Below are 23,017 nucleotides of genomic sequence, written 5' to 3'. Positions count from 1 at the left end.
TTTCTGATAAAGTCTGCACTTTCCCGCTCCGTAGCTGCATGCTTTGCGGCCGATTCCGGAGCCTGGGCGGCATGCCTCGCAAGAGGTCGAGGTGTATCCGTGGTTGCGCACTATTACGCAGAACTCGTCAGTTTCTTTGCTCGCTCGCTCAATAGCCGGGATGCGGCTGCAGATGTGGTGCAGGAAAGCTATGCCCGGGTATTTGCCATGCAGTCGCGAGAGCTTGCGGTACGGGACTTGCGGGCACTGCTGTTTCGTACCGGCAAGAACATCGTGATCGACGATGCACGCCGCCGCACTGCCGAAGCCCGCATGCTGCAGACCTTGGCCGTGGTGGCTGCGGACGAAGCTCCCTCGCCCGAGCGGCAGGCGCAAGGGAGACAGCAGCTGGTCCTGCTGTCTCGCCGTTTGCAGGCCATGCCGCGCAAGCGCCGCGAGGTGTTTGTGCTGGTGCGCATCTATGGCTTAAGCCATGCCGAGGCTGCAGCGCATATGAATATCAGCGAAGCTGCCATCGAAAAGCATGTGGTGCGTGCCGTGTGTGATTGCATGGGGCTGACCTCATGAGTGTCGACGTTTCCTTCGGCATGCCGGATCGCAAGCGCCTGGAGCATGCCTTGTTGCTGATTGCGCGCCAGCATGGCGCAAGTCCTGAAGCGGCGCAGGCTGCGACCGAGGCGCTGGCGCGCTGGCGTGCCAGGGAGCCGGCGAACGAACAGGCGGCGCAGGCTGCCATGGCAGCTTGGGAAGCGACGCAATGCAGCGCTTTGCAGGGCGAGATGCCCTTGCCCGCCACTCATTCGGCGCGTGTGCAGCAGACCCGGCGTCGTGCGCTGTCCGTGCTGGGGGTGGCCGGCCTTGCCGGCATGCTCGGCCGCTGGCATTGGCTGCAGCCTCTGGATCAGATGGCGCTGCATACGGGCCATGGCCAGCAACTGAGTCGCCATCTTCCCGACGGTAGCCAGCTTGATCTGGCACCAGGCACCGATGCATCGGTGCTGCTGTACCGCCAGCGTCGCGAGGTTCATTTGCAGCAGGGCGAAATCCGGCTCAACGTAGCCCATGACGCAGAGCGTCCCCTCGAGGTGCACACGGCCCTGGCCCGCATACGTGTGATGGGCACTGTTTTCTCTGTGGCGCTGCGGCCCGCCGGCCTGCAGGTCAGCGTCGCTCAGGGGCGTGTGGCAGTGTGGAAGCAGGACAGCATGGTCGATCAGTCCCCCGACGCACTCCTGACTGCAGGCCAGGGCTTGCGCCTGGATGCAGACGGCCAACTCGCCCCTTACTCCCTGAACACGGCGGATGTGGGCGCCTGGCGCGAAGGCTGGCTGGTGTTTGACCACACGCCACTGCCTGAGGTCGTGGCGCGCTGGAATGACTACCTGGCCCAGCCAATGGTGTTGGACGATGCAGCCTCTGTGCAAGCACTGCGATTGACCGGCAGTTTCAAGCTGCGCGAGCCCGCCATCTTCATCGCCAGCCTGCCGCGCTCCCTGCCGGTGCGAGCGCAGTCGCTGCCCGATGGCAGAACAGTCATCCACCGGCGCTGATGGCTGGACTTGCCGGTTGAAAATTTTTGTCCGGTACAAGCCGTTTCATGCGTCTTCACTGTGAAAGCACTTTGACAAGCAATTCACAGGATGCATTTTATGAAAAGAAATCACTCTCATTTTCCTTCCGGTCAACAGGAGGGAATGGCTGCAGGTTCGCATTGCGGCGGTTTGCGCGCAGTGGCTCTGGCCAGTGCCATGGCCTGTCTGGCATGGTCAGCTCTGGCGGTGTTACCGACGGCTCATGCCCAGACCGCCAGCAGCCAGATGGTCATGTCCACTTCGCGCAGCCTGAGCGTGCCTGCGCAGCCCCTGGGACAGGCATTGAATGCACTGGCCCGCACCTGGGGGGTGTCGGTTTCGGTCGACGCAGCCTTGGTGGAAGGCCGCACGGCGCCGGCGCTGCAAGGCGTTCAGACCTTGAACGAGGCGCTGGCCAAGGCGCTGGCGGGTAGCGGGCTGGAGGCTGTCCCTGCCGGGGCGGCCATCACCGTGCGCCGCCACAGCAGCCAGACCGGCATGCTGGGAGAAGTGACGGTGACGGCCCAGGCTCAGCGCGAAGCCACAGAGGGCAGCGGCTCGTATGCCGCCTCGCATGTGTCCCTGGGCAAAGGGCAGGACATCCGCGAGACACCGCAGTCGATCTCGGTGGTGACGCGCCAGCGCATTGAAGATCAGGCTATGAGCAATGTGGGGGAGGTGATGCAGCAGACCACCGGCGTGACGGTGGACTATGGCGGTGCTGGAGGGCTGGGCGGTGCGGCCACCAAGTTTCTATCGCGCGGCTTCGAGATCAGCAATGTGCAGATCGATGGAGCCAGCGTGGACGCTTTCAGCCAGCAACTGTTCGACCCCAATCTGGCCATGTATGACAGCGTGCAGGTTGTGCGCGGCGCCAACGGCCTGTTCAGCGGCAACGGGGAGCCTGGCGGTGCCATCAATTTGGTGCGCAAGCGTCCCACGGCGCAAAAGCAGATTCTGGGCTCGGTGGGCGTCGGCAGCTGGAGTCGCAAGCAGGCCGAGCTGGATGTTGCGGGTCCATTGAATGAAGCAGGGAGCCTGCATGGTCGTGCCGTGCTCGCGCATTCGGACAAGAACTTCTTCTATAGCGGAGCGGATTCGCAAAACAGCTTGCTCTACGGCATTCTGGAGGCCGATGTGACAAGCTCCACGCGTGTGAGCCTGGGAGCCAGTTACGACAAGCTCAAGGCCACCCCCTGGCGTGAAGGCCTGCCGCGTGCCGCCAATGGCGACGATCTGAAGCTGTCCCGAAAAACCGCGCTGATGGCGGGCTGGAGCCACTACGACAAGAGCGCCAAGGAGGTTTTCGCGCAGCTCGACCAGCAACTGGCGGGGGACTGGAAGCTCAAGGCTCAAGTCAATTATCAGAAGGTGGACAGCGATGCACGGCTTGCAAGCCTTAGCGGAGCCGTTGATCCTGCAACAGGTCTGGGTGCCAACTGGACCGGCTTTTCCAACGACTTTCGTTCGGAGAAAAAAAGCCTGGATGTGCATGCCAGCGGCCCGTTTTCGTTGTTCGGGCGCAAGCACCGCTTGCTGCTCGGCGCGGACTGGAGCAAGGTCCGTGACGATCAGGACACCTATTACTCCGAGATGGATACGCCGCTGTCTCTGACCAATGTCTATGAGTTCGATCCCGGCGCAATACCCCCTGCGGTACGCGAACGCATGACGCGCAGCTATCCCGGCTATGGTGCCACGCAAAAAGGCTTTTATGGTCGTGCCAACCTGAGCCTGACGGATCAGCTCACCGCCATTGTCGGGGGACGTTATGCCAGCTACTCCTACGACACGCCATACATCAACTACAACGCCGATGGCAGTGTTCGGGCCAGCGGTCGCGAGTACTACAGCGAAAGCGGCATCTTCACCCCCTATGCGGGCCTAGTGTATGACCTGGGAAACCAGTGGACGGCCTATGGCAGCGTGACCGAGATCCACAAGTCGCAGGCCAATATGCTGGCCGGGCCGGCACCGGGGGCTGCGCTGGACCCGATCAAGGGCCGCAGCTTCGAGCTGGGCATGAAGGGGGAGCTCGCCGATGGCAAGCTCAACACTGCGCTGGCCTTGTACCGTATCGAGCGCAAGGGGCAGGCGGTGCGTGATCCGCGTTATCCGGAAACGGATGTAGGGAATCTGGGTCTGAGCTGTTGCTATGTCGCGCAGGGCAAGATCATCAGCCAGGGTGTGGACATGGAAGTGACCGGTCAGCTGGCGCAAGGCTGGCAGCTGTTTGCCGGCTATACCTATAACCACAATCGCAACAAGACCGACCCGTCGCAGCTGGTCTATAGCTCCATCACACCCAAGCACCTGTTCAAGCTGTGGAGCACGTATCAGTTGCAGGGCCAGCTCTCGCCATGGACGTTGGGCGGTGGCGTGACGCGGCAAAGCGCCACCTATGTCAGCGGCACGGCCAACAGCTATAACCCGGCATCGGGTCAATACGATGGCAATGCCGTTCCTTTCCGCTTCACTCAGGCCGGCTACGCCGTCTGGGGCGCCAGCGTGCAATACCGCATCAATCGCAACTGGTCGGCAGCACTCAATGTGCACAATCTGTTTGACAAGACTTACTACAAGACGGTTGGGACCTCGGGCAGCGGCAACTGGTATGGCGAGCCGCGCAGCGTCCTGCTGACCTTGCGTGGCGCATTCTGAGTTGGCTGACATGAGCGGCAAGCCAGCATCTCAGCCCGGACTTCGCCAGACCATGTCATGGCTGCACACCTGGTGCGGCCTGGTGTGCGGCTGGCTGCTTTGCGCCATTTTTCTGACGGGCTCGATCAGCGTGTTCCGTGAGCCCATCACGCTATGGATGCAGGGAGGGCCACTGGAAGGCAGCGGTCAGCAGCCGCTTTCTCTGGACGAGCGTCTGCAGGCCTTGCGGCTGGCCGAACAGCACCTGAGCAAGACGGCGCCGGATGCCGGTATCTGGCGCATCGGCCTGCCGCTGCAGAGCGGCGAGGGCGTCCAGGTATTTGCGCGTTCCCAGGGCGGTAAAGTGCAGGCCAGCCTGCATGCACGGACGGGCGAAGCCTTGCCCGAACCCGCTACGCGCGATACTGAAGGCGGCCGGCATTTCATGTCCTTTCACTATTCTCTGCAGGGCGGCATCGCGGGCTTCTGGGTGGTGGGACTGGTATCGATGTGCATGATGGTGGCGCTGGTCTCGGGCGTGATCGTTCATCGGCGCATCTTTCAGGACTTCTTCACCTTCCGGCCGGGCAAGGGGCAACGCTCCTGGCTGGATGCACACAATGCATCGGCCGTGCTCACGCTGCCGTTTCTGTTCATGATCGTCTACACGGGACTCGCGCATTTCTACACCAGCTATATGCCCTGGCCGCTGCATTCGCTGTACGGGCAGGACCGTTCGGCCTACAGCCGCTATGAGTCCGAGTTGAGCGCCAGACCCAAGGCGAATACGCCTTCAAATGCGCCTGCCATTGCAGCTGTGGGCCTTGTCAGCCTTGTGCAGCAGGCCCAGTCCCTGCTGACGGAGCCTGTTGTGGGTGTGGTGGTGCAGCGACCTGAGGGTGCGCCGGCCACGATACGCTTCACGGAAGGCAAACCGGAGACCGCGGCGACGCGCCGCCTGGTCAACGCCGCGCGTGCTGTGACCTTCGATGCCGTCAGCGGCCAGGTGCTGCAGCCACCTGCAAATCCCCTGTCACGCAATCTGGCGAGCGATACCTATCCCGTCATCAGTGCACTGCATCTGGTCACCTTTGGTGGCTGGACGATGAAGTGGCTGTATTTCGTTCTGGGCCTGATCGGCACCGCAATGATTGCTACCGGATCGATATTGTTTGCAGTCAAGCGTCGTGCAAAAAGCGGTAATGAATGGGGTGTGGCCACGCATTCCATGTACCTCTGTATCGATGCGCTCAATGTGGCAGCGCTGGCGGGATCGGCACTGGCGTCGCTTGCCTATCTGTATGGCAATCGTCTGCTGCCCCTGGTACTGGATGCTCGTTCCAGCTGGGAAATCCGCGTGTTCTTTGCCGTCTGGACCCTGAGCCTGCTGCATGCGCTGCTACGCACAACGTACAAGGCATGGCGCGAGCAGCTATGCGCTCTGGCCTTGCTGTGCCTGGGTTTGCCGCTGCTCAATGTCATGACTACAGGCCAGCATGTGGGCATGTATCTGGCGCAGGGCGATGGTCAGCGGGGCGGGCTGGAGCTGACCTGCATGGCGCTGGGGCTGCTGGTGGCCTGGGGGGCATGGCAGCATGAAAAGTCGCGGCGTAGCAAGAGCGTGAAACAGCAGCGTGCGGGCCGTGGCGCGGTCACGTGAGGTCTCACATGAAAGCGGCGGCAATGACCAAGGCACAGACCAGGCGCTATCGCTGGGCCGTGCTGCTGCGCGTGCTGATGGCCACGCTGGGCGGCTATGCGCTCACGGCGCTGGCCTGCGCCGTGATGGCCCATGCGCTTGTGGTCGTGGGTGCCATGCAAAGTGCACCTGCGGTGCTGCTGTCCACCTTGCTCAGCTTTGTGCTCTACACCGCAGTGGCGCTCTGGGTCTTCCATGTGCGCAGCCTGCTGCGCGTGATGGCATGGATGACGGGCTCGGCTGCCTTGCTGACGGCTGCGCTGCAGGCGCTGAAAGGTGTGGCATGAGTCTGTGGCCGGTGATGATCTGCGCCCTGGCGCTGTGCCTGGCAGGCATGCTGGTGCTGAGCCAGGCTATGGACAGGCATTGCGATCAGCTTGTATCGCGCGGCGAGCCCGGGCCGGCGGTGCGGGTCGTGCTGCGTCTGGCGGGGACGGCGCTGATGCTGCTGGCACTGTGGCACTGCACAGGATTCTGGGGTGGTGCGGTGGGGGCCATGGTCTGGCTGGGCTGCCTGAGTGTGGCCGCGCTGGCCCTCACATGGCTGCTCGCCTATATGCCTCGGTACGCTGCAGCTCTTGTGGGGACGGGCGGCCTGGCTGCCTTGGCCTGGAGGGTTCTGGCCGCATCAACGACATGACCGCTGCTGCAAGATTGCAGTTGATATTTCAGGCGGGGGCAGAGGCTTGGTCTTGAGCATAGTCCGGAGTTCACAGGTCGAGACTGCGGACTCTAGAGCGTTATGTCGAAAAGGGCGGTCCGGTTATCGATGGGCTCAATCGGCAGTCCAAAGATGGACCGGGGCTGTCTGCTCGGCCATGAACTATCAACCGGATTCTGGCTGGGATTTTTGACGTTTTTTGAACCTCGGGCGGCTGCTCTGGAAACCCTCCGTGTGGATTGTTGTGGCTATTGCCGATGTGTGAAGCCGTGTAGCAGGCGCAAAATACATGCATTCACCGATTTTCTCCGCTCCGAAACGATTGCCCGCCCATGCAGCAAGAGCCAGATTTCTTTCACAACCTCAATGAAGAGATGCGCGACGGAAAGCGCTGGCTGGAGCGGACGGTGGTGCTGGCATATGCCGCAGCGGCGGGCCTGAGCGTGGTGGCTTTCACGCTGCTGGCCGAAGCTGCGTTCGGGTTTTTCGAGAGCATCTACCACGGTGTCCATGGCTGGCTGGTACTGATCTGGATGCCCGCCATCACGGCGGCAGCGGTTTGGGCCACGCGCAAATGGGCTCCCGGTGCCAGCGGCTCGGGCATCCCGCAGGTGATTGCCACGCTGGAGCCATCGGTCGATGCCGGTTTGCGCAAGCGCTTTGTGTCGCTGTGGCTGTCGTTTGCCAAGATCGTGCTGTCCAGCGCGGGCTTTCTTGCGGGCCTGTCGATAGGACGGGAAGGACCGTCTGTGCAGGTGGCTGCAGGTGTCATGCATTCGGCGCGACGCTGGCTGGGCCCCAAGTCCGTCATCAATACCCATGCCTTGTTGGTGGCTGGTGGAGCGGCGGGTATTGCCGCAGCCTTCAACGCCCCGCTGGCGGGCGTGGTGTTTGCCATCGAGGAGCTCTCGCGCAAGCTGGAGTCGCGCTCCAGCGGGCTCATCATTGCGGCCATTGTGCTGGCCGGTCTGATGGGGGTCTCGGTCTTCGGCAACCTGAGCTACTTTGGCCGCATTCGTGTGGCAGAGCTTGGCTGGCGTGACCTGCTGCCTTGTCTTGCCGTGGCGCTGACCTGCGGCGTGCTGGGCGGCTTGTTTGCCAAGCTCATGACCCACTCGCTGACTTCGTCCACCGAGCGTCTCAACAAGCTCAGGTCACGCTTTCCCATCCGCTTTGCGGCAGCACTGGCCCTGCTGATTGCCGTCATCGGCGTGGTGACCGGCGGCGCGACCTTTGGTGCTGGCTCCGAAGCCGTCAAGCATATGCTGCAGGGCGAGGCCGATGTGCCCGAGTTCTATGTCACGCTCAAATTCATCGCTACCTGGCTATCGGCCTGGGTGGGCGTGCCCGGCGGTATCTTTGCGCCCTCGCTGTCGATTGGTGCAGGCGTGGGCAATAACGTTGCATCGATTGTTGGAACCACGGATATAGCTCCTGCATTGATAGCGATGGGCATGGCGGCCTTTCTGGCGGCGGTCACCCAGGCGCCGCTGACGGCCTTCATCATCGTGATGGAGATGGTGGACGGCCACTCACTGGTGCTGAGCCTCATGGCATCGGCCATGATCGCCAGCATGATCTCGCGCATGATTGCGCGGCCGCTGTATGAGTCGCTGGCCTTGCACATGCTCCAGGTGGCAAGGGCCTCTTTGCCCAAGGAGCCGGAGCCTGAAGCCGCTGCGGCTCCAGCGGAGTCCACACAGCCAGTGGCGCTGAATGAGTCTTCCGAGACTGATGCACTGCAAAAGTCGCGTCAAGGCTAGGCGGTCGCTTGAATCCATGAGCAGCGTCTGCGCGGAATTGAACTGGCTTGGGTCAACGGTGATTGTGGTTGTGGTTGTGGTTGTGGTTGTGCTGGTGCTCGGGTGAGGTCAGGAGTGCAAGTGATCCTGGGCGCGAGGCGCAGTCGGTGGGTCAGGCCTACAGGCTCTGTGAGTGCACTTTAAGTCCTCTTTGAGCGTGTTGCTGTGCATGGCCCGCGAGGCCCTACCCTGAGCGAAGAGTCGCACGCAGTCTATTGACGTTGGATGCCGGACGGCAGTGGGAATATTTCTGCCAACCCTATAGCCCCAAAGCCACCCTCGGGTGGCTTTTGTTTTGTGCGCTTGATGGCAGGCGATAGCTATTAAATAGTGAGCATTTGGCGCATGATATAAAAGGATATCAGATAGATTTCAATCTGATATCCTTAATGGACGAGCGTAGATAGCTCCTTTAAAAGTAGCGCCATCGGGCAGCAGCGGCTTTGCTCGCGCACATGCTCGGCCAGGGCATCCAGATCCAGCATGCCCCCCACCACATCGATGCCTTGCGCGAAGATCCGAGTGGATGCTTACCGTGAGTACCTGATGCTTGAGTCTGAGAGGCAAGAGCTGGAGTGTGAGATGCAAAGAGCGAGAAGTTGGGCGGCCTCGCCATTGGTGATGTATGCGACATCCACGGCGTCTACAACATTTACGACGTCTACAGCATTTACGACGTCTACGACGGAGGTCACTGGCAGCACCGATCTGGCCTATCGTTGCAGCCAGTCATCTTTTTCGACCTCCGAAGCCAAGCGTTAAGCAGGCGTCCTGGATACGACTGCAGCTGGCCGTCGCTGGCTGTCGCAGGCCGTTGCGGTTGGCCCATGACCGACACACGCGTCAGGCCAATGGGCTTGGACAGTCCGTACTACCAGAAGTACGCCAGAAGTACGCCAGGAGTACGCCAGAAGTACGCCAGGAGTACGCCAGGAGTACGCCAGCTGTATCCAGTGCGACCCAATTTGCAGGCGTTACGCTTGTTTGCGCACTATCACATGCATGGCCCGTTCGCCCTGTCTCACCTCGGCGACCTCATAGCCCAGAGCACGCATGTCCAAGCCTTGCCAGAGGTTTTCACCGGAGCCCATCAACACAGGACGTACAGCGAGGTGAATCTCATCGACCAGTCGCGCCTGCAGGAACTGTCGCACGGTGGCTACGCCGCCGCCAATGCGAATATCGCGATCACCTGCGGCTGCCTTGGCTTGCGCCAGCGCCGATGCAATGCCATCCGTGACGAAGTGAAAATCAGTGCCGCCCTGCATGCGCAGTGTGGGCCGCGCGTGGTGGGTCAGGACAAATGCGGGTACGTGATAAGGCGGCTCATCGCCCCACCAGCCCTTCCAGCTTTCGTCGGGCCAATGGCCGCGCACCGGCCCGAACATATTGCGCCCCAGAATCCACGCACCGATGTTCTCGAAGGAGCGCTCGGCCATCTGATTGTCGACACCTGTTTCGCCGATCTGAGACCCCCCATGCATACGCTGAAAGACCTGGGTGGGGAAGAACCACTCAAGGATCTCAGGCCCACCGACGCCGAGCGGGTTCTGCAGATCCTGGTTGGGGCCGGCGGAGTAACTGTCCAGCGAGATGCCGAAGCAGAGGACTTTGACTTTCATGACGGAACACCTTTCAGTTTAGACAGCGATGATCGAAGGCCTCGATATCAACGTCTGTACTGACCGTTTCCACCTGCCTCGGTCACCCGTGGCATTGCTGAGCACAGGGTGTGGGGTCCGAAGCCGCGTCGCACCGCTGCTTTGGGTATCCACCTGAATGGACGCGGCTGCTGCGGACTCCGCCCTCCATCTCGCTGCTCGGCTTGATCGCTACTCAAAGCATCCATTTTTCAACCGCACGACCCCACAAAGCCGCAGGCGGTACAGAACTGACAGCCATCTTTTCTGATCATGGCATGTGCTCCGCAGTCGGGACACTTTTGACCGCTGACGGAGGCACTGCTCTCGGGCGGGGATGTCGGCGTGGCCGCCGTGCTGGGCGCCGGCTGGGGCAGGCCGCGGTTGGCGATGATGCTTTGAATCGCATAGGCCAGCAGCGCCACTTCGCTGTCGTGCCAAAGCGGGATGCGGCTGCCGTCGTCACGCGTCCTGCTGCCGTAGCGCACCGGGCCGCGATCCCAGGCCACCTTGCGCAGATCGGCCAGGGCCTTGTCGAGAAAGCCGCCGCGCGCGGCCAGACTCAGGCTGCGCATGGTGGCCGTGATCCATTGCTGGCTCTCGCCGGTCTGGCCCACGGGCATGAAGAACTCGATGGGACGCTCCACACCGTCGACCACCATGAAGCTGACGACCAGGTAGAGACGCCGTATGCCGTCATGCGTGAAATATTCGATCTTGTCCACCACGGCATTGAGCGGGCCCTCGGGGCGGCGCTCGATCACGGCCGTAAGGCCGCCGGTGCCTGAGCAATTGATGGCAGCCTGCGATTGATCGATAAGCACTTGAGAGGGATTGGGTGCCGAATCTGTGGAGAGGACCGCACCCAGCGTGTCGTTGGGGCGGTAGGTGGCACAGCCTTTGAGGCCGGCCTCCCAGCACTCCATGTAGAGATGCTTGAAGTCCTCGAACGGATAGTCGGCCGGGATGTTGACGGTCTTGGAAATCGAAGTGTCGATAAAGGGCTGTACGCAGCGCATCATGGCCACATGCTCGCTGGCGCTCAGTTCCAGCGCACTGACAAAGCACTCGGGCAGCGATGCCTCGTCACCGTGCAAGGCCTTGTAGAGGCGGTAGGCGTGATCTTGCACAGTGTAGAACTGCTCGCCGCCGTCGGCCGTGCGCTTTTTGCGCGTATAGGTCCAGGAAAAGGCGGGCTCGATGCCGTTGGACGCATTGTCAGCAAAGGCCAGCGACACCGTGCCCGTGGGGGCGATGGACAGCAGATGGCTGTTGCGAAGGCCATGTTTCTTGATGGCGGCGCGCAGCTCCTTGGGCAGGCGTTTGGCAAAACCGCTTTTCAGATACTGCTTGGCGTTGAACAGCGGGAAGACCCCTTTTTCCTGTGCCAGCTGCACGGATGCGGCATAAGCCGCATCGCGCATGGCGCGGGCTATGGATTCGGCTTGCTGCAGGCCTTCATCGCTGGCGTAACGCAGGCCCAGCAGAATCAACGCGTCGCCCAGTCCTGTGAAGCCCACGCCGATGCGGCGCTTTTGCTGTGCCTCGCGCTGCTGCTCTGGCAGCGGCCAGACGGTGGCGTCCAGCACGTTGTCCAGCATGCGCACCTGAACCGTGACGGCGGCGCGAAAGGCTTCCATGTCGAAGAAAGCCTGGGGTGTGAAGGGTTCGCGCACAAAGCGCGTGAGTATGACGGGGCCCAGATCGCAGCAGCCATAGGGGGGCAGGGGTTGCTCGCCACAGGGATTGGTGGCGGCAATCTGCTCGGCATACCAGAGGTTGTTATCGGCGTTGATGTTGTCGAGAAACAGGATGCCGGGCTCGGCGAAGTCATAGGCCGAGCGCATGATGGCATCCCACAACGTGCGCGCAGGCTGACTGCGATAGACCCAGAGACCATCGTCGCGGCGATGGGCGCCGGCCTGTATCTGTGCCTGGCTGGGACTGGCGACATGCACCAGATCCCATTCGGCATCGTCCCTGACCGCCTGCATGAAGGCGCTGCTCACGCCCACGGAGACATTGAAATTGTTCCAGCGGCCCTTTTGCCGCTTGGCGGTGATGAACTCCAGCACATCGGGGTGGTCAATGCGCAGCACGCCCATCTGGGCTCCGCGGCGCGCACCGGCCGATTCCACCGTGGTGCAGGACGCATCGAAGACATCGATGAAGGAGCAGGGGCCCGATGCAAAGGAGTTGGTGCCGCGCACCAGCGCACCGCGCGGTCGCAGGTTGGAGAAGTCATAACCCACGCCGCCACCGCGGCGCATGGTCTCGGCCGCCTGAGAAAGCGCCGTGTAGATGCCGGGGTTGCCCTGGGTGTCGAAACCATTGGTGGCGTCGGCGACGGGCTGCACAAAGCAGTTGATCAAGGTGGCCTTGGTGTCCAGCCCCGCCGCAGCCATGATGCGGCCAGCACCGATGGCGCCGCGCTGCAGATTGGTCAGGAATTGCTGCTCCCAATGTGTCTGGAGCTCAGGCTTTTCAACTGCTGCCAGGGCGCGTGCCACGCGGGCAAACAGGTCTTGCTCGGACTGCTCGCCGTCGGCCAGATATTTTTCGGCCAGCACATCCTGGCTGATGGCCTGAGGAGGGAGTGTGTTCATGGCATGCCTTATGCAAATCGGATGTCGACTTTGTAGCTCAGACTGTTGGGTGGTGCAGTGACGCAGCGCAACATCGCCGATGCACCAAGTGGCCAGAGGCCTCCATCGGCAGAGCGGGCCCACCGCAAAATTGTGACAGACCCGCCCAAAATAGACGCAAAAGACCGGGTCGGCGTATGAGAGAGGGCACCGCTCAGGCCGAGCTTCAAATCGTATCGGCCGACGATAGGGCAAAGCAGCGATCTATCGAAGGCTAGGCGCGGGCCTGAATCATGTCCCCCTCAAAGCGCGCAGCGGCATTCATGAGCGCCATCACCGATGCAGTGACGATGTTCTCGTGCATGCCTACGCCAAACCGTGAGCCGGGCACCCCAGGCAATGCGGCTTCGATGATGGCAACGGCGCAGGCGTCGGCGCCGTTGCCCAGGCTGCGCTCTTCATAGCTGTCTATGCGCAGCGGCCAATCCAGTGCAGCGACGGTGGCTGCAACAGGGCCGTTGCCGATGCCGCTGCGCAGCCTGGGTTGCCCGTCGGCATCGTGCCAGTGCAGTTCGATACCCTGGCCTTGCGGGTTGTCGAACAGGCGGTGGCTTTCATAACGCAGTGACCGAGATCCGGCTTGGGCATGCAGGTAGGTGGCTTCAAACAGCTCCCAGATTTGTGCGCTGCCGAGTTCGGTCTCGCTGCTGTCGGCCCAGGCCTGGACGATGGCGCTGAACTCGATCTGCATGCGCCGCGGCATGGTGATGCCCCTGTCCTTTTGCAGCAGAAAGGCAATGCCGCCCTTGCCGGACTGACTGTTGACACGCACGATGCTGTCATAGGTACGTCCCAGGTCCTGAGGGTCTATGGGCAAATAGGGTACGCGCCATGGAGCATCGGCTTTCTGCGCCGCAAAGCCTTTGGCAATCGCATCCTGGTGCGAGCCGGAAAATGCCGTGAACACCAGATCGCCCACATAGGGGTGGCGCGGATGGATGGGCAGGCCCGTCGAGGCTTCGGCAATGCGTGCCACGGCAGCGATGTCTGAGAAATCCAGGCCTGGAGCAATGCCCTGGGTGTAGAGGTTCAGGGCCAGCGTCACCAGATCCACATTGCCGCTGCGCTCGCCGTTGCCGAACAGGCAGCCCTCGACACGCTGGGCACCGGCCAGCAGGGCCTGTTCGGCGCAGGCGACTCCCGTGCCTCTGTCGTTATGGGGGTGTACCGAAAGCGTGATGTGCTCGCGCCGCGCCAGACGCCGGTCCATCCATTCGATCTGGTCGGCAAACACATTGGCGGTAGAAACCTCCACGGTGGTTGGCAGGTTGATGATCATGGGGCGCTTGGGGCCGGCATCCCAGGCGGCAATCGCGGCATTGCACACGGCCAGGGAAACTTCCAGCTCGGCCATGCAAAAGGTCTCCGGGGAGTACTGCAGCACCCACTCGGTTTCGGGGTGCTGCTCGGTCAGTTGCCTGAGGTGGCGCACATGGTGCTCCACCATGGCAATGATCTGCGGCACTTCCATGCCAAAGACGATTTCGCGGAAGGCCGGGGCCACGGCGTTGTACAGGTGCACGATCACGCGGCGCGCGCCGGCCACGCTGCGCACCGTGGTGGCAATCAGGTCCTCGCGCAGCTGGGTGATGACCATGGGCGTGACGTCGTGCGCAATCAGCTGGGCATCGATGAGGTGACGCACGATATCGAAGTCGGTCTGCGAAGCGGAGGGGAAGCCGATTTCAATTTCCTTGAAACCAATGGCGACCAGCTCCTGGAACAGTCGCAGCTTGCGCTCTTGGTTCATGGGCTCGAACAGCGCCTGGTTGCCGTCGCGCAAATCGGTCGAAAGCCACACGGGCGCTTGCGTCAATGTTCGGGCAGGCCATTGGCGTGTGGGCAAGTCCACAACGGGAAATGCGCGGTATTTGGTAGAGGGATCAGCCAGCATAGAGACCTTGGAGTTGAAGAAACAATCACCTGGTCTCCCTGCCCGGATGGGGCTGGCTAAGGTCGGGGTCTGGGAAGACCAGGATGGGACCATGCGCGAACGCGTGCATGCAGACCCCGACCAGATGTCAGAGCCAGTAGGCGTAGCGGAAGCGGGTGGCAGTGTTTCACGGCAAAAATGCTTGTTGATGCAGACAGTGGGGCTACTTTATGTCGTCAACGGTATAGACTTCTATCGATAGATATTCATTTGTTGTAGAGATTTGGACAGATTGAATGGGTTTTGCATCTCCCGAACATGGCGCACATGCCCTGGATCTGCAGCATGCTCAGATCTCGTCACTGCCTGTCACCGGCGTTGAGCAGCGTTATCCGCCCGGACATGTGGTGCCGCAGCACAGCCACGCGCGCGGCCATCTCATCTACGCCTCGGAAGGCGTGTTGCTGGTCGAGTCCCCCTGCGGCCAATGGCTGGTTCCTCCGACCACGGCAGTGTGGCTGCGCCCGGGCATGCTGCACCGGATCACGGCGACCACGGCGGTGCGGGCCTTTGGTCTGTTCGTTGATGAGGCGTGCTCGGCAGGCTTGCCAGCACAGGACTGCGTGCTCCATGTCTCGCCGCTGGTCAGGGAGTTGATGGCGGCGCTCGCCGACTTGCCCCATCAGGCAGCGCATCGCCCGCGCGATGCGCTGCTGGGCGCTCTTCTTCTGGAGGAGTTGAGGGCCCTGGCCCCGCTACCGTATTACTTGCCTTGGCCTGAAGATGTGCTGATGCGACGCATTTGCGAGAGCATGCTGCGTGCACCGGCGCAGCGCACCACGGCGCAGGCCCTGGCTCGGCAACACGCTCTCACGCCCAAGACACTGCACCGTCGATTCCTGAAAAGCACCGGGATGAGCTGGGGCCGGTGGTATCAGCAGATGCGCTTGATGGCCTCCATCCCCCAGTTGCTGCAGGGCATGGCCATCACGACCGTGGCACTGGAAAGCGGCTATGAAAGCCATAGTGCATATACGGCGGCTTTCCGCAAACAGTTCGGCCGCCCACCGTCGGAATTTGCGGCTGCGGCAGACAGAGCGACGCCACGTTAGCCGGTGCCTGTTGCACGCATCTCTTGCTCCCTCCAAAAAAATAGCTTCCAACGCTTGTTCATCAAGCACTGAAAGCTATTTTTGATAATGAAGGCGGCTCAGAGCTTCTTCACCAGCACCTGGCTCCTGCGGCCCCAGTTGTACTTGGCCTTGCGGGCCTCCGGCAGCCATTCGGGCTCCACGGGCTGAAAGCCGCGCTTGATGAACCAGTGCATGGTTCGCGTGGTCAGCACAAACATGGTTTCACAGCCCAGGGCGCGTGCGCGCTGCTCGATGCGTTTGAGCAGCTTTTCGCCATCGCCCGTGCCCTGGCTCTTGGGCGAGACGGTGACGGCGGCCATTTCGGCGGTCTTGGCCTCGAGGTAGGGGTGCAGGGCCGCGCAACCGAAGATCACGCCGTCATGCTCGATGACGGTGTAGCTGGCGATATCGCGTTCAATCTCGGTGCGGTCGCGCTTGACCAGCGTGCCGTCGCGCTCGAAGGGCTCGATCAGCTGAATGATGCCGCCCACATCGTCGATCGTGGCCTCGCGCAGTTCTTCGAGCTTTTCGTCAATGACCATGGTGCCTATGCCGTCGTGCACATAGATCTCCAGCAGCAGCGCTCCGTCGGTCGAGAAGGGCAGGATATGGCTGCGCTCCACGCCATGCTCGCAGGCACGCACGCAGTGCTGCAGATAAAAGCCTACGTCGGTAGGCTGCTGTGCGGGCGGGAGCTGGGCCAGCAGGCGGCGCGCGGCGTCCAGCGGCAGCTCGGTATCGATGGGGTTGTTCTCGTCGGCCGGGCCGCTGGGGTCCATGCGCACGCCAGGCACTTCGGTCAGGAACAGCAGCTTGTCGGCCTTGAGCTCGATCGCCACGCGGGTGGCCACTTCTTCCATGCTGAGGTTGAAGGCCTCGCCCGTGGGGGAGAAGCCGAAGGGCGAGACCAGCACCATGGCTTCGGAGTCCAGTGCGCTGCGAATGCCTTCCACGTCGACCTTGCGCACCAGGCCCGAGTGCATGAAGTCCACGCCGTCGACGATGCCCACGGGACGTGCCGTGAGGAAGTTGCCCGAAATCACGCGCACGCGCGCACCGGCCATGGGCGTGTTGGGCAGTCCCTGGCTGAAGGCTGCTTCGATTTCGTAACGCAGCTGGCCGGCCGCTTCCTGGGCACAGTCCAGTGCAATGGAGTCGGTGACTCGCATGCCGTTGTAGTAACGCGGCTCCTGGCCCTTGAGGCGCAATTGCTCGTTGACCTGGGGGCGGAAGCCGTGCACCAGCACGATCTTGACGCCCATGGCCTGGATCATTGCAAGATCCTGGACGATGGAGCTGAGCTTGCCCGCATCAATGGCTTCACCAGTCAGGCCCACCACAAAGGTCTGGTGTCGGAACTTGTGGATATAGGGGGCCACAGACCGAAACCAGGGAACAAAGGTGAAATTGAAGACGGTGGACATGGCAGCGCGCGAAAACCTCGAAAAGCGGTAAAAAAGGCCTGCGTCGGGGTTTACGCAGGCCTGAGGCGCAAAGTGTAGCGTTTACTCGCGTGCCTTCGCTGGGTGCCGCAGGGTTTTGTGCGCGCTGATCGCACAGTTTGTGGTTTTTGTGGCGTGAAGTTTTCAAAAAATGACGGCTTGTATTTGAGCAGAGCTCCGAGTAGCAGTCAGCGTCTAAACCATGCGAAGCAAAGATAGACACTCGGTCAATCGTCCGGTTGCCGTTTGCGCAGAACTTTCTGTACGGCTCATTTCATGGCGCATCTTTCGACCACGTCTAGAGGGGGCCAGCTCAATTGGTCAATCTAAGCGTCATGGAGAGAGCACATGCCCTCTGCAGGTCATGGCTGTCCCTGTGGATTAGGTCAAAGATGTCGAGACTACTTTCAGGATATCTAGTCCGAGAGGCGAATCCGCCCCCCTGTTGAAGCCCTCACATGCTGCCGCCCATCATGGGCAGGATCATGCGCACGATTCGTATGATGGCCGGACCCAGAACCACCATGATGATGGCCGGGAAGATGCAGGTCACCAGCGGCAGCAGCATCTTGGTGGGGATCTTGGCAGCGAGCTCTTCGGCGCGCATCTGCCGTTTGTGGCGTAGATCATCCGAGAAAACCCGGAGCGATTCGCCTATGCTGGTACCAAATCGGTCTGCCTGCGTCAGCATGGCCGTAAAAGTGTGAATTTCATCTACACCGGTGCGGGCCGCCAGATTTCGCAAGGATTTTTCGCGAGTGCTGCCAGCACGCATTTCCAGGTTAGTCCAGTGGAGCTCCTCTGCCAGGGCTTCACTTTTAATGCGAATTTCATCGGTTACCTTGCCCAGCGCGGCATCCAGGCCCATGCCTGCTTCTACGCAGACCAGCATCAAGTCAGCGGCATCGGGAAAGTTTTCAAAGATCTCGCGCTTGCGGCGCGAGGCCATCCAGCGCAGAACCAGATTCGGCAGGTAGCAGGCCACAAGAGCGGTCACCAAGGGGAAGAACAATAGCTGGGTGCTGTCTGCCTTGCTGGCTGCCCGCATGAGCGAGTACACCGTCAGCCCCAAAGCAAGAGGCAGCAGCGTTTTGACTCCAAAGTACAGCAGTGGTGCACTCTCGTGGCGGATGCCGGCATTCAGAAAGCGCAGCCGCAATGGCGTTGCATCACTGTCTTTGGTGGGTGACGACAGGTGTGCAAATGGGCCGACCAGCTTGACGACTGTTTCTGTCCACCCCTTGTCTTGAGAGGTGGGTGTAAGTGACTGTAAGCGTCGCTCGGCGACTGTTGGCGTTGCCCAGAAGAACAAGGCTCCAGCAGCCAGCATGAGGGCGGTGAAAGTGAGCAGGGCGACGATCAACATGGAGGACTCCTTGCGTTTCAGATGGACTCATACCCTGATACGGGCGATGCTGCGCAGCAGCAACAGACCTATGACCATCAGTGCGGCCAACCATTTCAGAATGGTGATGCCAATAGGGTCAGTCCAGAGCGGATGCATGAATTCCGGATTCATTAGATTGAGCAGAGCGGCCAGTCCAAATGGCATCAAGCCCAGGAACCAAGCCGACATTCGCCCGTCAGCGGAGAGTACGCGGACCTTGGCATGGAGCTTGAGGCGCTCGCGGATCAGGCGACTCAGGTTGCTGAGCATCTCGGTGAGGTTGCCGCCAGATTCGCGCTGTATCAGTACGGCGACGATGAAGTAGCGCAAATCTGTGATCGGTACCCGCTCGCCCAGATTGGTCAAGGCCTGCTGTAGCGATGTGCCATAGTTGATCTCGTCATGCACCAGGCGGAACTCGTCGGCGATAGGTTCGGTCAGTTCTTCTCCAGCCATCTGCAGGCTTGCGGAAAATGCATGGCCTGCGCGCAATGCGCGCGCTATGAGGTCCAGCGCTTCTGGGAGTTGGTGCTCCATACGTTTCAGGCGCTGCAGTCTTTTGCGTTGCAGAAACAGCCATGGAAGGGAGCCCAGCACCAAACTTGAAAGCACGCCAAACTCCATAGGCTGGCGAAGCATGATGGTTGTCAGCATACCTAGCGCAAACAGTATTGCACTGCCTAGCAGCAAGCCCGAAACCGTCCAGTCCAGGCCTGATTGAACAATGAAGCGGTCTAGCTGGTGCGCGCGCGGCATGGTTTGCAGCACACGCTGCATCCTGGGCATATCGCTAAGTACGCGCTCCTTGACCAGCTTGGTCGGATTGCTGTTGTCATCGGCTGCTGACAAGGCTCTGAGCCGGCGCTCAAGCCGCTTTGCCTCAGGACTCTTGTACTGCTTCCAGATCGTGTGCAGTGCTTCCAGTAGCAGGAGCACTGCTACAAACACCAGACCGATGATTACCAGGATCGAGTGGGAAGAGAAAAAGGACAGCATGGCGGCACCTTTTTGCGGAATTCATTGATAGTGGCGTTCTGGAGCGAAGATGCTGTCGGGCAACGCAATGCCGAAGCCTTTTAGCCGATCGGCGAACTTGGGTCTGACACCCGTGGCGTGGAAATATCCCTGGACTTCACCATTGGCGCCGATCCCGGTCTGGGTGAAGGCAAAGATCTCCTGCATGGTCACCACATCCCCCTCCATGCCCGTGATCTCCTGGATGCTGGTGATCTTGCGTTTGCCATCCGTGAGCCGGAGTGCCTGCACGATCACCGTAATGGCCGATGCAATCTGCTGGCGTGCGGCCTGGTGCGGCAGATTGAGGCCTGCCATGCCGACCATGTTCTCCAGACGTGCCAGCGAGTCGCGCGCAGTGTTGGCGTGGATGGTCGTCAGCGAGCCTTCGTGGCCGGTGTTCATGGCCTGCAGCATGTCTACCGCTTCGGCGCCCCGGACTTCGCCGATGATGATGCGGTCAGGGCGCATGCGCAGTGCGTTACGCACAAGGGATCGCTGCGTGATTTCGCCACGGCCCTCTATATTGGGCGGGCGCGTTTCCATGCGCACCACATGCGGCTGCTGCAGTTGCAGCTCGGCCGCATCCTCGATGGTGACCACGCGTTCCGTTGTTGGAATATAGCTAGAGAGAATGTTGAGCAGCGTTGTCTTGCCGGCGCCGGTGCCGCCAGAGATGATCATGTTCACCTTGGCCTTGGCCAGAGCCTCAAGAACCAGGGCCATGCCAGGTGTCAGGCTTTTGAGGTCGTTGATCAGATTCTCCATGCGCAAAGGGATGCGTGCAAAGCGCCGGATCGACATCATGGGGCCATCAAGGGCAACGGGCGGGATGACCGCATTCACGCGCGAACCATCTGGCAGGCGGGCATCGACCATGGGGCTGGATTCGTCGATGCGTCGGCCTATGCGTGAAACGATCTTGTCAATGATGCGCAGTAAATGCTTTTCATCGGTAAAGACAACGGGCGTCAACTCCAACCGGCCCTGGCGTTCCACATAGATCTGATCGTAGCGATTGACGAGGATGTCCGATACCGAAGGGTCGGCCATCAACAGCTCGAGTGGACCGAAACCCAGCATCTCGTGCTGGATATCTCGGATCAGCATTTTTCTCTCGAGATCGTTGATGGCTGCGGAGTCCTCAGTCAGTAGTCGCTCGGTCATGGTCGCAATTTCTTGCTGCAGTGTCTGCACGGATACTGCATCCAGGGCAGCAAGATCAAACCGCTCCAGTAGCTTGGCATGAATGCGGCTTCTGAGTGCCAGATAGGCCGCAGAGTGACTATAGATGGGGGTGGATGGCGCATGAGGCTCTGCTGCGGGCATAGCCGACATATCTGCGGACTCAGACACGACCTGCAGCAGAGGCTTGGGCGTGCGTGTCGATGGCGCGGTCAAGAAATCTCGTAGTGACATGACAGTCTCCTTCTGCAATACGGATGCCTACGCCCGGCGAAAGAGCCGGTTCAAAAAATTACCGTTTTCTTCATGAGTTCGAGGTGACAGTGCATCGGCCCAGGCCGCCAGCTCGCGCACCACGCTGCTACTGCGAGCGGATTCGGCCAGCGGTGCTCCAGCATTGATGGCTGCTTGTACTTCCTGGGCTGAGTCGGGAATGCTGCGCCATTGCTGTTCCAGGCCCAGGGTCTTGCGCACTTCCGACAGACCGATTTCGCTGCGCCTGTCCACCCTGTTCAGCACCGGATGCAGGCGGCTTTGCGGGTAGCCCAGATCGTGGAACATGCGCAGCAGCTTTTGCGCATTGCGCACGGCGGGTACGTTGGGCAGCAGCACAGGAATAATGCACTGCGCTTTGTCGAGCACGCGTAGAGCCAATGGGTCCAGCACGCGCCCCATGTCCAGCAGCACGAAGTCGTAGTGTGTGGCAGCCAGTTGCACGATGGCCTCAATATGCCCGGGCTCCACTTCCATGGCATGCATGGCATCTTCGGGGGCCGCCAGCACATGCAGGCGCGGTGTGATCTTTACCGTACTGGCCGTGAGAAAAGATGCGTCAATGCGGTGAAGGTCACGTGCCACATCCGCCAATGTCGAGCTTGGCTTGCCTTCATGCAGATAGGGCAGCGCATCGCCAAACTGCAGATTCAGGTCGATAAGCAGCACGGAGTGCTTTTGCGCCAGCGCCCAGCCCAGGTTGGTGGCCAGGAAAGTGGCGCCGGCACCGCCCTTGCAGGGCAGAAAGGCCATGACTTGCCCTTGTGCACGGTTGGTGGTGCTGTCCTGCAATTTGCTGGCAAGGCGCTGAACGGCATCGGCCAGCGCCTGCGGCGGCGGCGGCGATGGCAGAACCTCGCGCACGCCCGCCCGCATGGATTGCAGCAAAAACTCTGGTGTCTGCTGGGCGCACAGCAGGACCACGGCCATGCGTGGGTGATGGGTGGTTACCTGTTCCACCGGAGCCAGGTCTGCGGGGTCGCAGCACATACCATCGACGATGATCAGATCCGGCAGCTCCTGCTCGGCAATCGTGGGCATGCGGGTCTTGCCACCCTCGAAGGTCTGCACCTGATGGGATTGCTCTTGCAGCACATGGGCCATCTCGCGGAGATGGGCGGTGTTGGGGGAGATGATGGCGATTTTCATACGAATTCTCCCTGATTAAGGAGTGCAGTCCGAGCGGACGTTTAGATCCTGGTACATGATTTCACGCGGCAGGGTGGTGCTAAATCCCGGCATGTCGATGACGGTCTGCGCCGCCGAACCCACGATGGGCGCGATCCATTGGAACTTCAGACCGTCTTGAGGGATGCTTACCGTGACGCTCTGGCAGGTGGCAGTCGTGCAGCTGTCGGGTTTCCATTTCACGTCCACAGCGGTGATCTGCGGCAGCCGATTTTTCATATATTGCAGCACGCTAGCTTTCTGATTCAGGTCATCGCACACCACCGCATAGCGAGCACCGGCACGTGTGGCCTCGTTGGCCGCGGTCCAGGTGTAGAGAAGGCGGCTGAAGTCCACCACGCCCAGCAGGAACATCAGAAAGATCAGTAGCCCCAGTGCAAATTCAATGAGCGTGGAGCCGCGTTGAGTGAGGTGTTTCATGTCAGCGTCCTCATCGTGGCGGTGATATTGCCGAAGTTGATACCGCCGTTGGTGAACAGCTGCAGGCCGAACACGCCGGACACCGGTGACGTGAAGTGGTACCCGGTAACCGTGACGGTGACGGTATTGATCAGCGGAAGTGCACCTGTGGTCTGCCAGCTGCAGCTCACGGCGCTGGTCTTGAGTCCGGGGGCCAGTGGTTGGGTGCCCGTAGTAGTTGTGCCGTACACCACAAGGTTCTGCGCATTGGCACACAGGGTGTTTGGCATCTGCACGGAAAGATACCTCACAGCATCGCGTACCGACTTGGTCACCGTGTTGTATTCGTAAAGCGCCCGGCCGAACTCGATGACGATCATGCTCAGCATGATCATGAAAGGAATGCTTAGCGCCAGCTCAATCAGCGCTGCCCCTTGTTGTTGATGCTGATATTTGCGCATGAGG

At 60.9% G+C, this 23,017-nt stretch carries 18 protein-coding genes; 8 read left to right on the top strand and 10 right to left on the bottom strand.

The window, feature by feature from the left end; translation table 11 throughout:
• Positions 1 to 99 precede the first annotated feature (99 nt).
• The 7 genes from QYQ99_RS01315 (at position 100) to QYQ99_RS01285 (ending at position 8,334) form a co-directional block, all read left to right on the top strand.
• Positions 100 to 567 carry a sigma-70 family RNA polymerase sigma factor gene (locus QYQ99_RS01315; RefSeq protein ID WP_302091079.1) on the top strand — a complete coding sequence of 156 codons (468 nt, stop codon included), beginning with the start codon at positions 100 to 102 and terminating at the stop codon, positions 565 to 567.
• Complete coding sequence (locus tag QYQ99_RS01310) at positions 564 to 1,550, top strand: FecR family protein (protein ID WP_302091078.1); 987 nt, start codon at positions 564 to 566, stop codon at positions 1,548 to 1,550. Before QYQ99_RS01315 ends, QYQ99_RS01310 begins: the two co-directional genes overlap by 4 nt.
• A gap of 144 nt (positions 1,551 to 1,694) precedes the next feature.
• The gene (locus QYQ99_RS01305) at positions 1,695 to 4,232 is read left to right on the top strand and encodes a TonB-dependent siderophore receptor (protein WP_302091077.1); all 2,538 of its coding nucleotides are present in this window, start codon (positions 1,695 to 1,697) and stop codon (positions 4,230 to 4,232) included.
• A gap of 10 nt (positions 4,233 to 4,242) precedes the next feature.
• Entirely contained in the window at positions 4,243 to 5,871 is a 1,629-nt protein-coding gene (locus tag QYQ99_RS01300; RefSeq protein WP_302091076.1) for a PepSY-associated TM helix domain-containing protein, read from the top strand.
• 23 nt (positions 5,872 to 5,894) lie between these two features.
• Entirely contained in the window at positions 5,895 to 6,197 is a 303-nt protein-coding gene (locus tag QYQ99_RS01295; protein ID WP_302091075.1) for a hypothetical protein, read from the top strand.
• Positions 6,194 to 6,550 (top strand): DUF3325 domain-containing protein, encoded by a 357-nt coding sequence (locus QYQ99_RS01290; RefSeq protein ID WP_302091074.1) that lies wholly within the window; start codon positions 6,194 to 6,196, stop codon positions 6,548 to 6,550. Before QYQ99_RS01295 ends, QYQ99_RS01290 begins: the two co-directional genes overlap by 4 nt.
• Before the next feature lie 353 nt (positions 6,551 to 6,903).
• Entirely contained in the window at positions 6,904 to 8,334 is a 1,431-nt protein-coding gene (locus QYQ99_RS01285) for a chloride channel protein (RefSeq protein ID WP_302091073.1), read from the top strand.
• A 1,013-nt stretch (positions 8,335 to 9,347) separates the two neighbouring features.
• On the opposite strand, the gene QYQ99_RS01280 is transcribed toward QYQ99_RS01285, so the two are convergent.
• From QYQ99_RS01280 to QYQ99_RS01270, 3 genes are all read right to left on the bottom strand, one after another.
• On the bottom strand, positions 9,348 to 9,995 hold the full coding sequence (locus QYQ99_RS01280; RefSeq protein ID WP_302091072.1) for a dihydrofolate reductase family protein: 648 nt from the start codon (positions 9,993 to 9,995) through the stop codon (positions 9,348 to 9,350).
• 230 nt (positions 9,996 to 10,225) lie between these two features.
• Positions 10,226 to 12,619 carry an adenosylcobalamin-dependent ribonucleoside-diphosphate reductase gene (locus tag QYQ99_RS01275; protein WP_302091071.1) on the bottom strand — a complete coding sequence of 798 codons (2,394 nt, stop codon included), beginning with the start codon at positions 12,617 to 12,619 and terminating at the stop codon, positions 10,226 to 10,228.
• Positions 12,620 to 12,872: 253 nt separating this feature from the next.
• A complete protein-coding gene (locus QYQ99_RS01270) occupies positions 12,873 to 14,552 on the bottom strand; it encodes a 2-isopropylmalate synthase (protein ID WP_302091070.1) in 1,680 nt (559 codons plus the stop codon).
• 275 nt (positions 14,553 to 14,827) lie between these two features.
• Between QYQ99_RS01270 and QYQ99_RS01265 the strand changes: the two genes are divergently transcribed.
• The gene (locus tag QYQ99_RS01265) at positions 14,828 to 15,643 is read left to right on the top strand and encodes an AraC family transcriptional regulator (protein WP_302091069.1); all 816 of its coding nucleotides are present in this window, start codon (positions 14,828 to 14,830) and stop codon (positions 15,641 to 15,643) included.
• Positions 15,644 to 15,741: 98 nt separating this feature from the next.
• On the opposite strand, the gene argA is transcribed toward QYQ99_RS01265, so the two are convergent.
• The 7 genes from argA to QYQ99_RS01230 form a co-directional block, all read right to left on the bottom strand.
• Positions 15,742 to 17,088: an amino-acid N-acetyltransferase gene (gene argA / locus QYQ99_RS01260; RefSeq protein WP_302091068.1), complete on the bottom strand. Its 1,347-nt coding sequence runs from the start codon at positions 17,086 to 17,088 to the stop codon at positions 15,742 to 15,744.
• A gap of 472 nt (positions 17,089 to 17,560) precedes the next feature.
• Complete coding sequence (locus tag QYQ99_RS01255; protein WP_302091067.1) at positions 17,561 to 18,472, bottom strand: type II secretion system F family protein; 912 nt, start codon at positions 18,470 to 18,472, stop codon at positions 17,561 to 17,563.
• A gap of 27 nt (positions 18,473 to 18,499) precedes the next feature.
• Positions 18,500 to 19,489: a type II secretion system F family protein gene (locus QYQ99_RS01250; protein ID WP_302091066.1), complete on the bottom strand. Its 990-nt coding sequence runs from the start codon at positions 19,487 to 19,489 to the stop codon at positions 18,500 to 18,502.
• A 21-nt stretch (positions 19,490 to 19,510) separates the two neighbouring features.
• Positions 19,511 to 20,926 (bottom strand): CpaF family protein, encoded by a 1,416-nt coding sequence (locus tag QYQ99_RS01245; protein ID WP_437439056.1) that lies wholly within the window; start codon positions 20,924 to 20,926, stop codon positions 19,511 to 19,513.
• A gap of 27 nt (positions 20,927 to 20,953) precedes the next feature.
• Positions 20,954 to 22,114 (bottom strand): AAA family ATPase, encoded by a 1,161-nt coding sequence (locus QYQ99_RS01240; protein ID WP_302091065.1) that lies wholly within the window; start codon positions 22,112 to 22,114, stop codon positions 20,954 to 20,956.
• Positions 22,115 to 22,129: 15 nt separating this feature from the next.
• Positions 22,130 to 22,573, bottom strand: coding sequence for a TadE family protein (locus QYQ99_RS01235; protein WP_034408038.1), 444 nt, complete (start codon positions 22,571 to 22,573; stop codon positions 22,130 to 22,132).
• Positions 22,570 to 23,013 carry a TadE/TadG family type IV pilus assembly protein gene (locus QYQ99_RS01230; RefSeq protein WP_034408168.1) on the bottom strand — a complete coding sequence of 148 codons (444 nt, stop codon included), beginning with the start codon at positions 23,011 to 23,013 and terminating at the stop codon, positions 22,570 to 22,572. The genes QYQ99_RS01235 and QYQ99_RS01230 overlap by 4 nt, the downstream gene beginning before the upstream one ends.
• Positions 23,014 to 23,017 lie beyond the last annotated feature (4 nt).

This window comes from Comamonas testosteroni (assembly GCF_030505195.1).
Classification (GTDB): Bacteria; Pseudomonadota; Gammaproteobacteria; order Burkholderiales; family Burkholderiaceae_C; genus Comamonas; species Comamonas testosteroni_G.
This window is presented reverse-complemented; position numbering and strand designations above follow the sequence as displayed.

Bases quoted from the DNA above. Each gene is read 5' to 3' on its own strand.
- QYQ99_RS01240 (WP_302091065.1), bottom strand. From the start codon at position 22,114: ATGAAAATCGCCATCATCTCCCCCAACACCGCCCATCTCCGCGAGATG.
- QYQ99_RS01275 (WP_302091071.1), bottom strand. From the start codon at position 12,619: ATGAACACACTCCCTCCTCAGGCCATCAGCCAGGATGTGCTGGCCGAA.
- QYQ99_RS01255 (WP_302091067.1), bottom strand. From the start codon at position 18,472: ATGTTGATCGTCGCCCTGCTCACTTTCACCGCCCTCATGCTGGCTGCT.
- QYQ99_RS01310 (WP_302091078.1), top strand. From the start codon at position 564: ATGAGTGTCGACGTTTCCTTCGGCATGCCGGATCGCAAGCGCCTGGAG.
- QYQ99_RS01235 (WP_034408038.1), bottom strand. From the start codon at position 22,573: ATGAAACACCTCACTCAACGCGGCTCCACGCTCATTGAATTTGCACTG.
- QYQ99_RS01300 (WP_302091076.1), top strand. From the start codon at position 4,243: ATGAGCGGCAAGCCAGCATCTCAGCCCGGACTTCGCCAGACCATGTCA.
- QYQ99_RS01250 (WP_302091066.1), bottom strand. From the start codon at position 19,489: ATGCTGTCCTTTTTCTCTTCCCACTCGATCCTGGTAATCATCGGTCTG.
- QYQ99_RS01290 (WP_302091074.1), top strand. From the start codon at position 6,194: ATGAGTCTGTGGCCGGTGATGATCTGCGCCCTGGCGCTGTGCCTGGCA.
- argA (WP_302091068.1), bottom strand. From the start codon at position 17,088: ATGTCCACCGTCTTCAATTTCACCTTTGTTCCCTGGTTTCGGTCTGTG.
- QYQ99_RS01230 (WP_034408168.1), bottom strand. From the start codon at position 23,013: ATGCGCAAATATCAGCATCAACAACAAGGGGCAGCGCTGATTGAGCTG.
- QYQ99_RS01285 (WP_302091073.1), top strand. From the start codon at position 6,904: ATGCAGCAAGAGCCAGATTTCTTTCACAACCTCAATGAAGAGATGCGC.
- QYQ99_RS01280 (WP_302091072.1), bottom strand. From the start codon at position 9,995: ATGAAAGTCAAAGTCCTCTGCTTCGGCATCTCGCTGGACAGTTACTCC.
- QYQ99_RS01295 (WP_302091075.1), top strand. From the start codon at position 5,895: ATGACCAAGGCACAGACCAGGCGCTATCGCTGGGCCGTGCTGCTGCGC.
- QYQ99_RS01245 (WP_437439056.1), bottom strand. From the start codon at position 20,926: ATGTCACTACGAGATTTCTTGACCGCGCCATCGACACGCACGCCCAAG.
- QYQ99_RS01305 (WP_302091077.1), top strand. From the start codon at position 1,695: ATGGCTGCAGGTTCGCATTGCGGCGGTTTGCGCGCAGTGGCTCTGGCC.
- QYQ99_RS01270 (WP_302091070.1), bottom strand. From the start codon at position 14,552: ATGCTGGCTGATCCCTCTACCAAATACCGCGCATTTCCCGTTGTGGAC.
- QYQ99_RS01265 (WP_302091069.1), top strand. From the start codon at position 14,828: ATGGGTTTTGCATCTCCCGAACATGGCGCACATGCCCTGGATCTGCAG.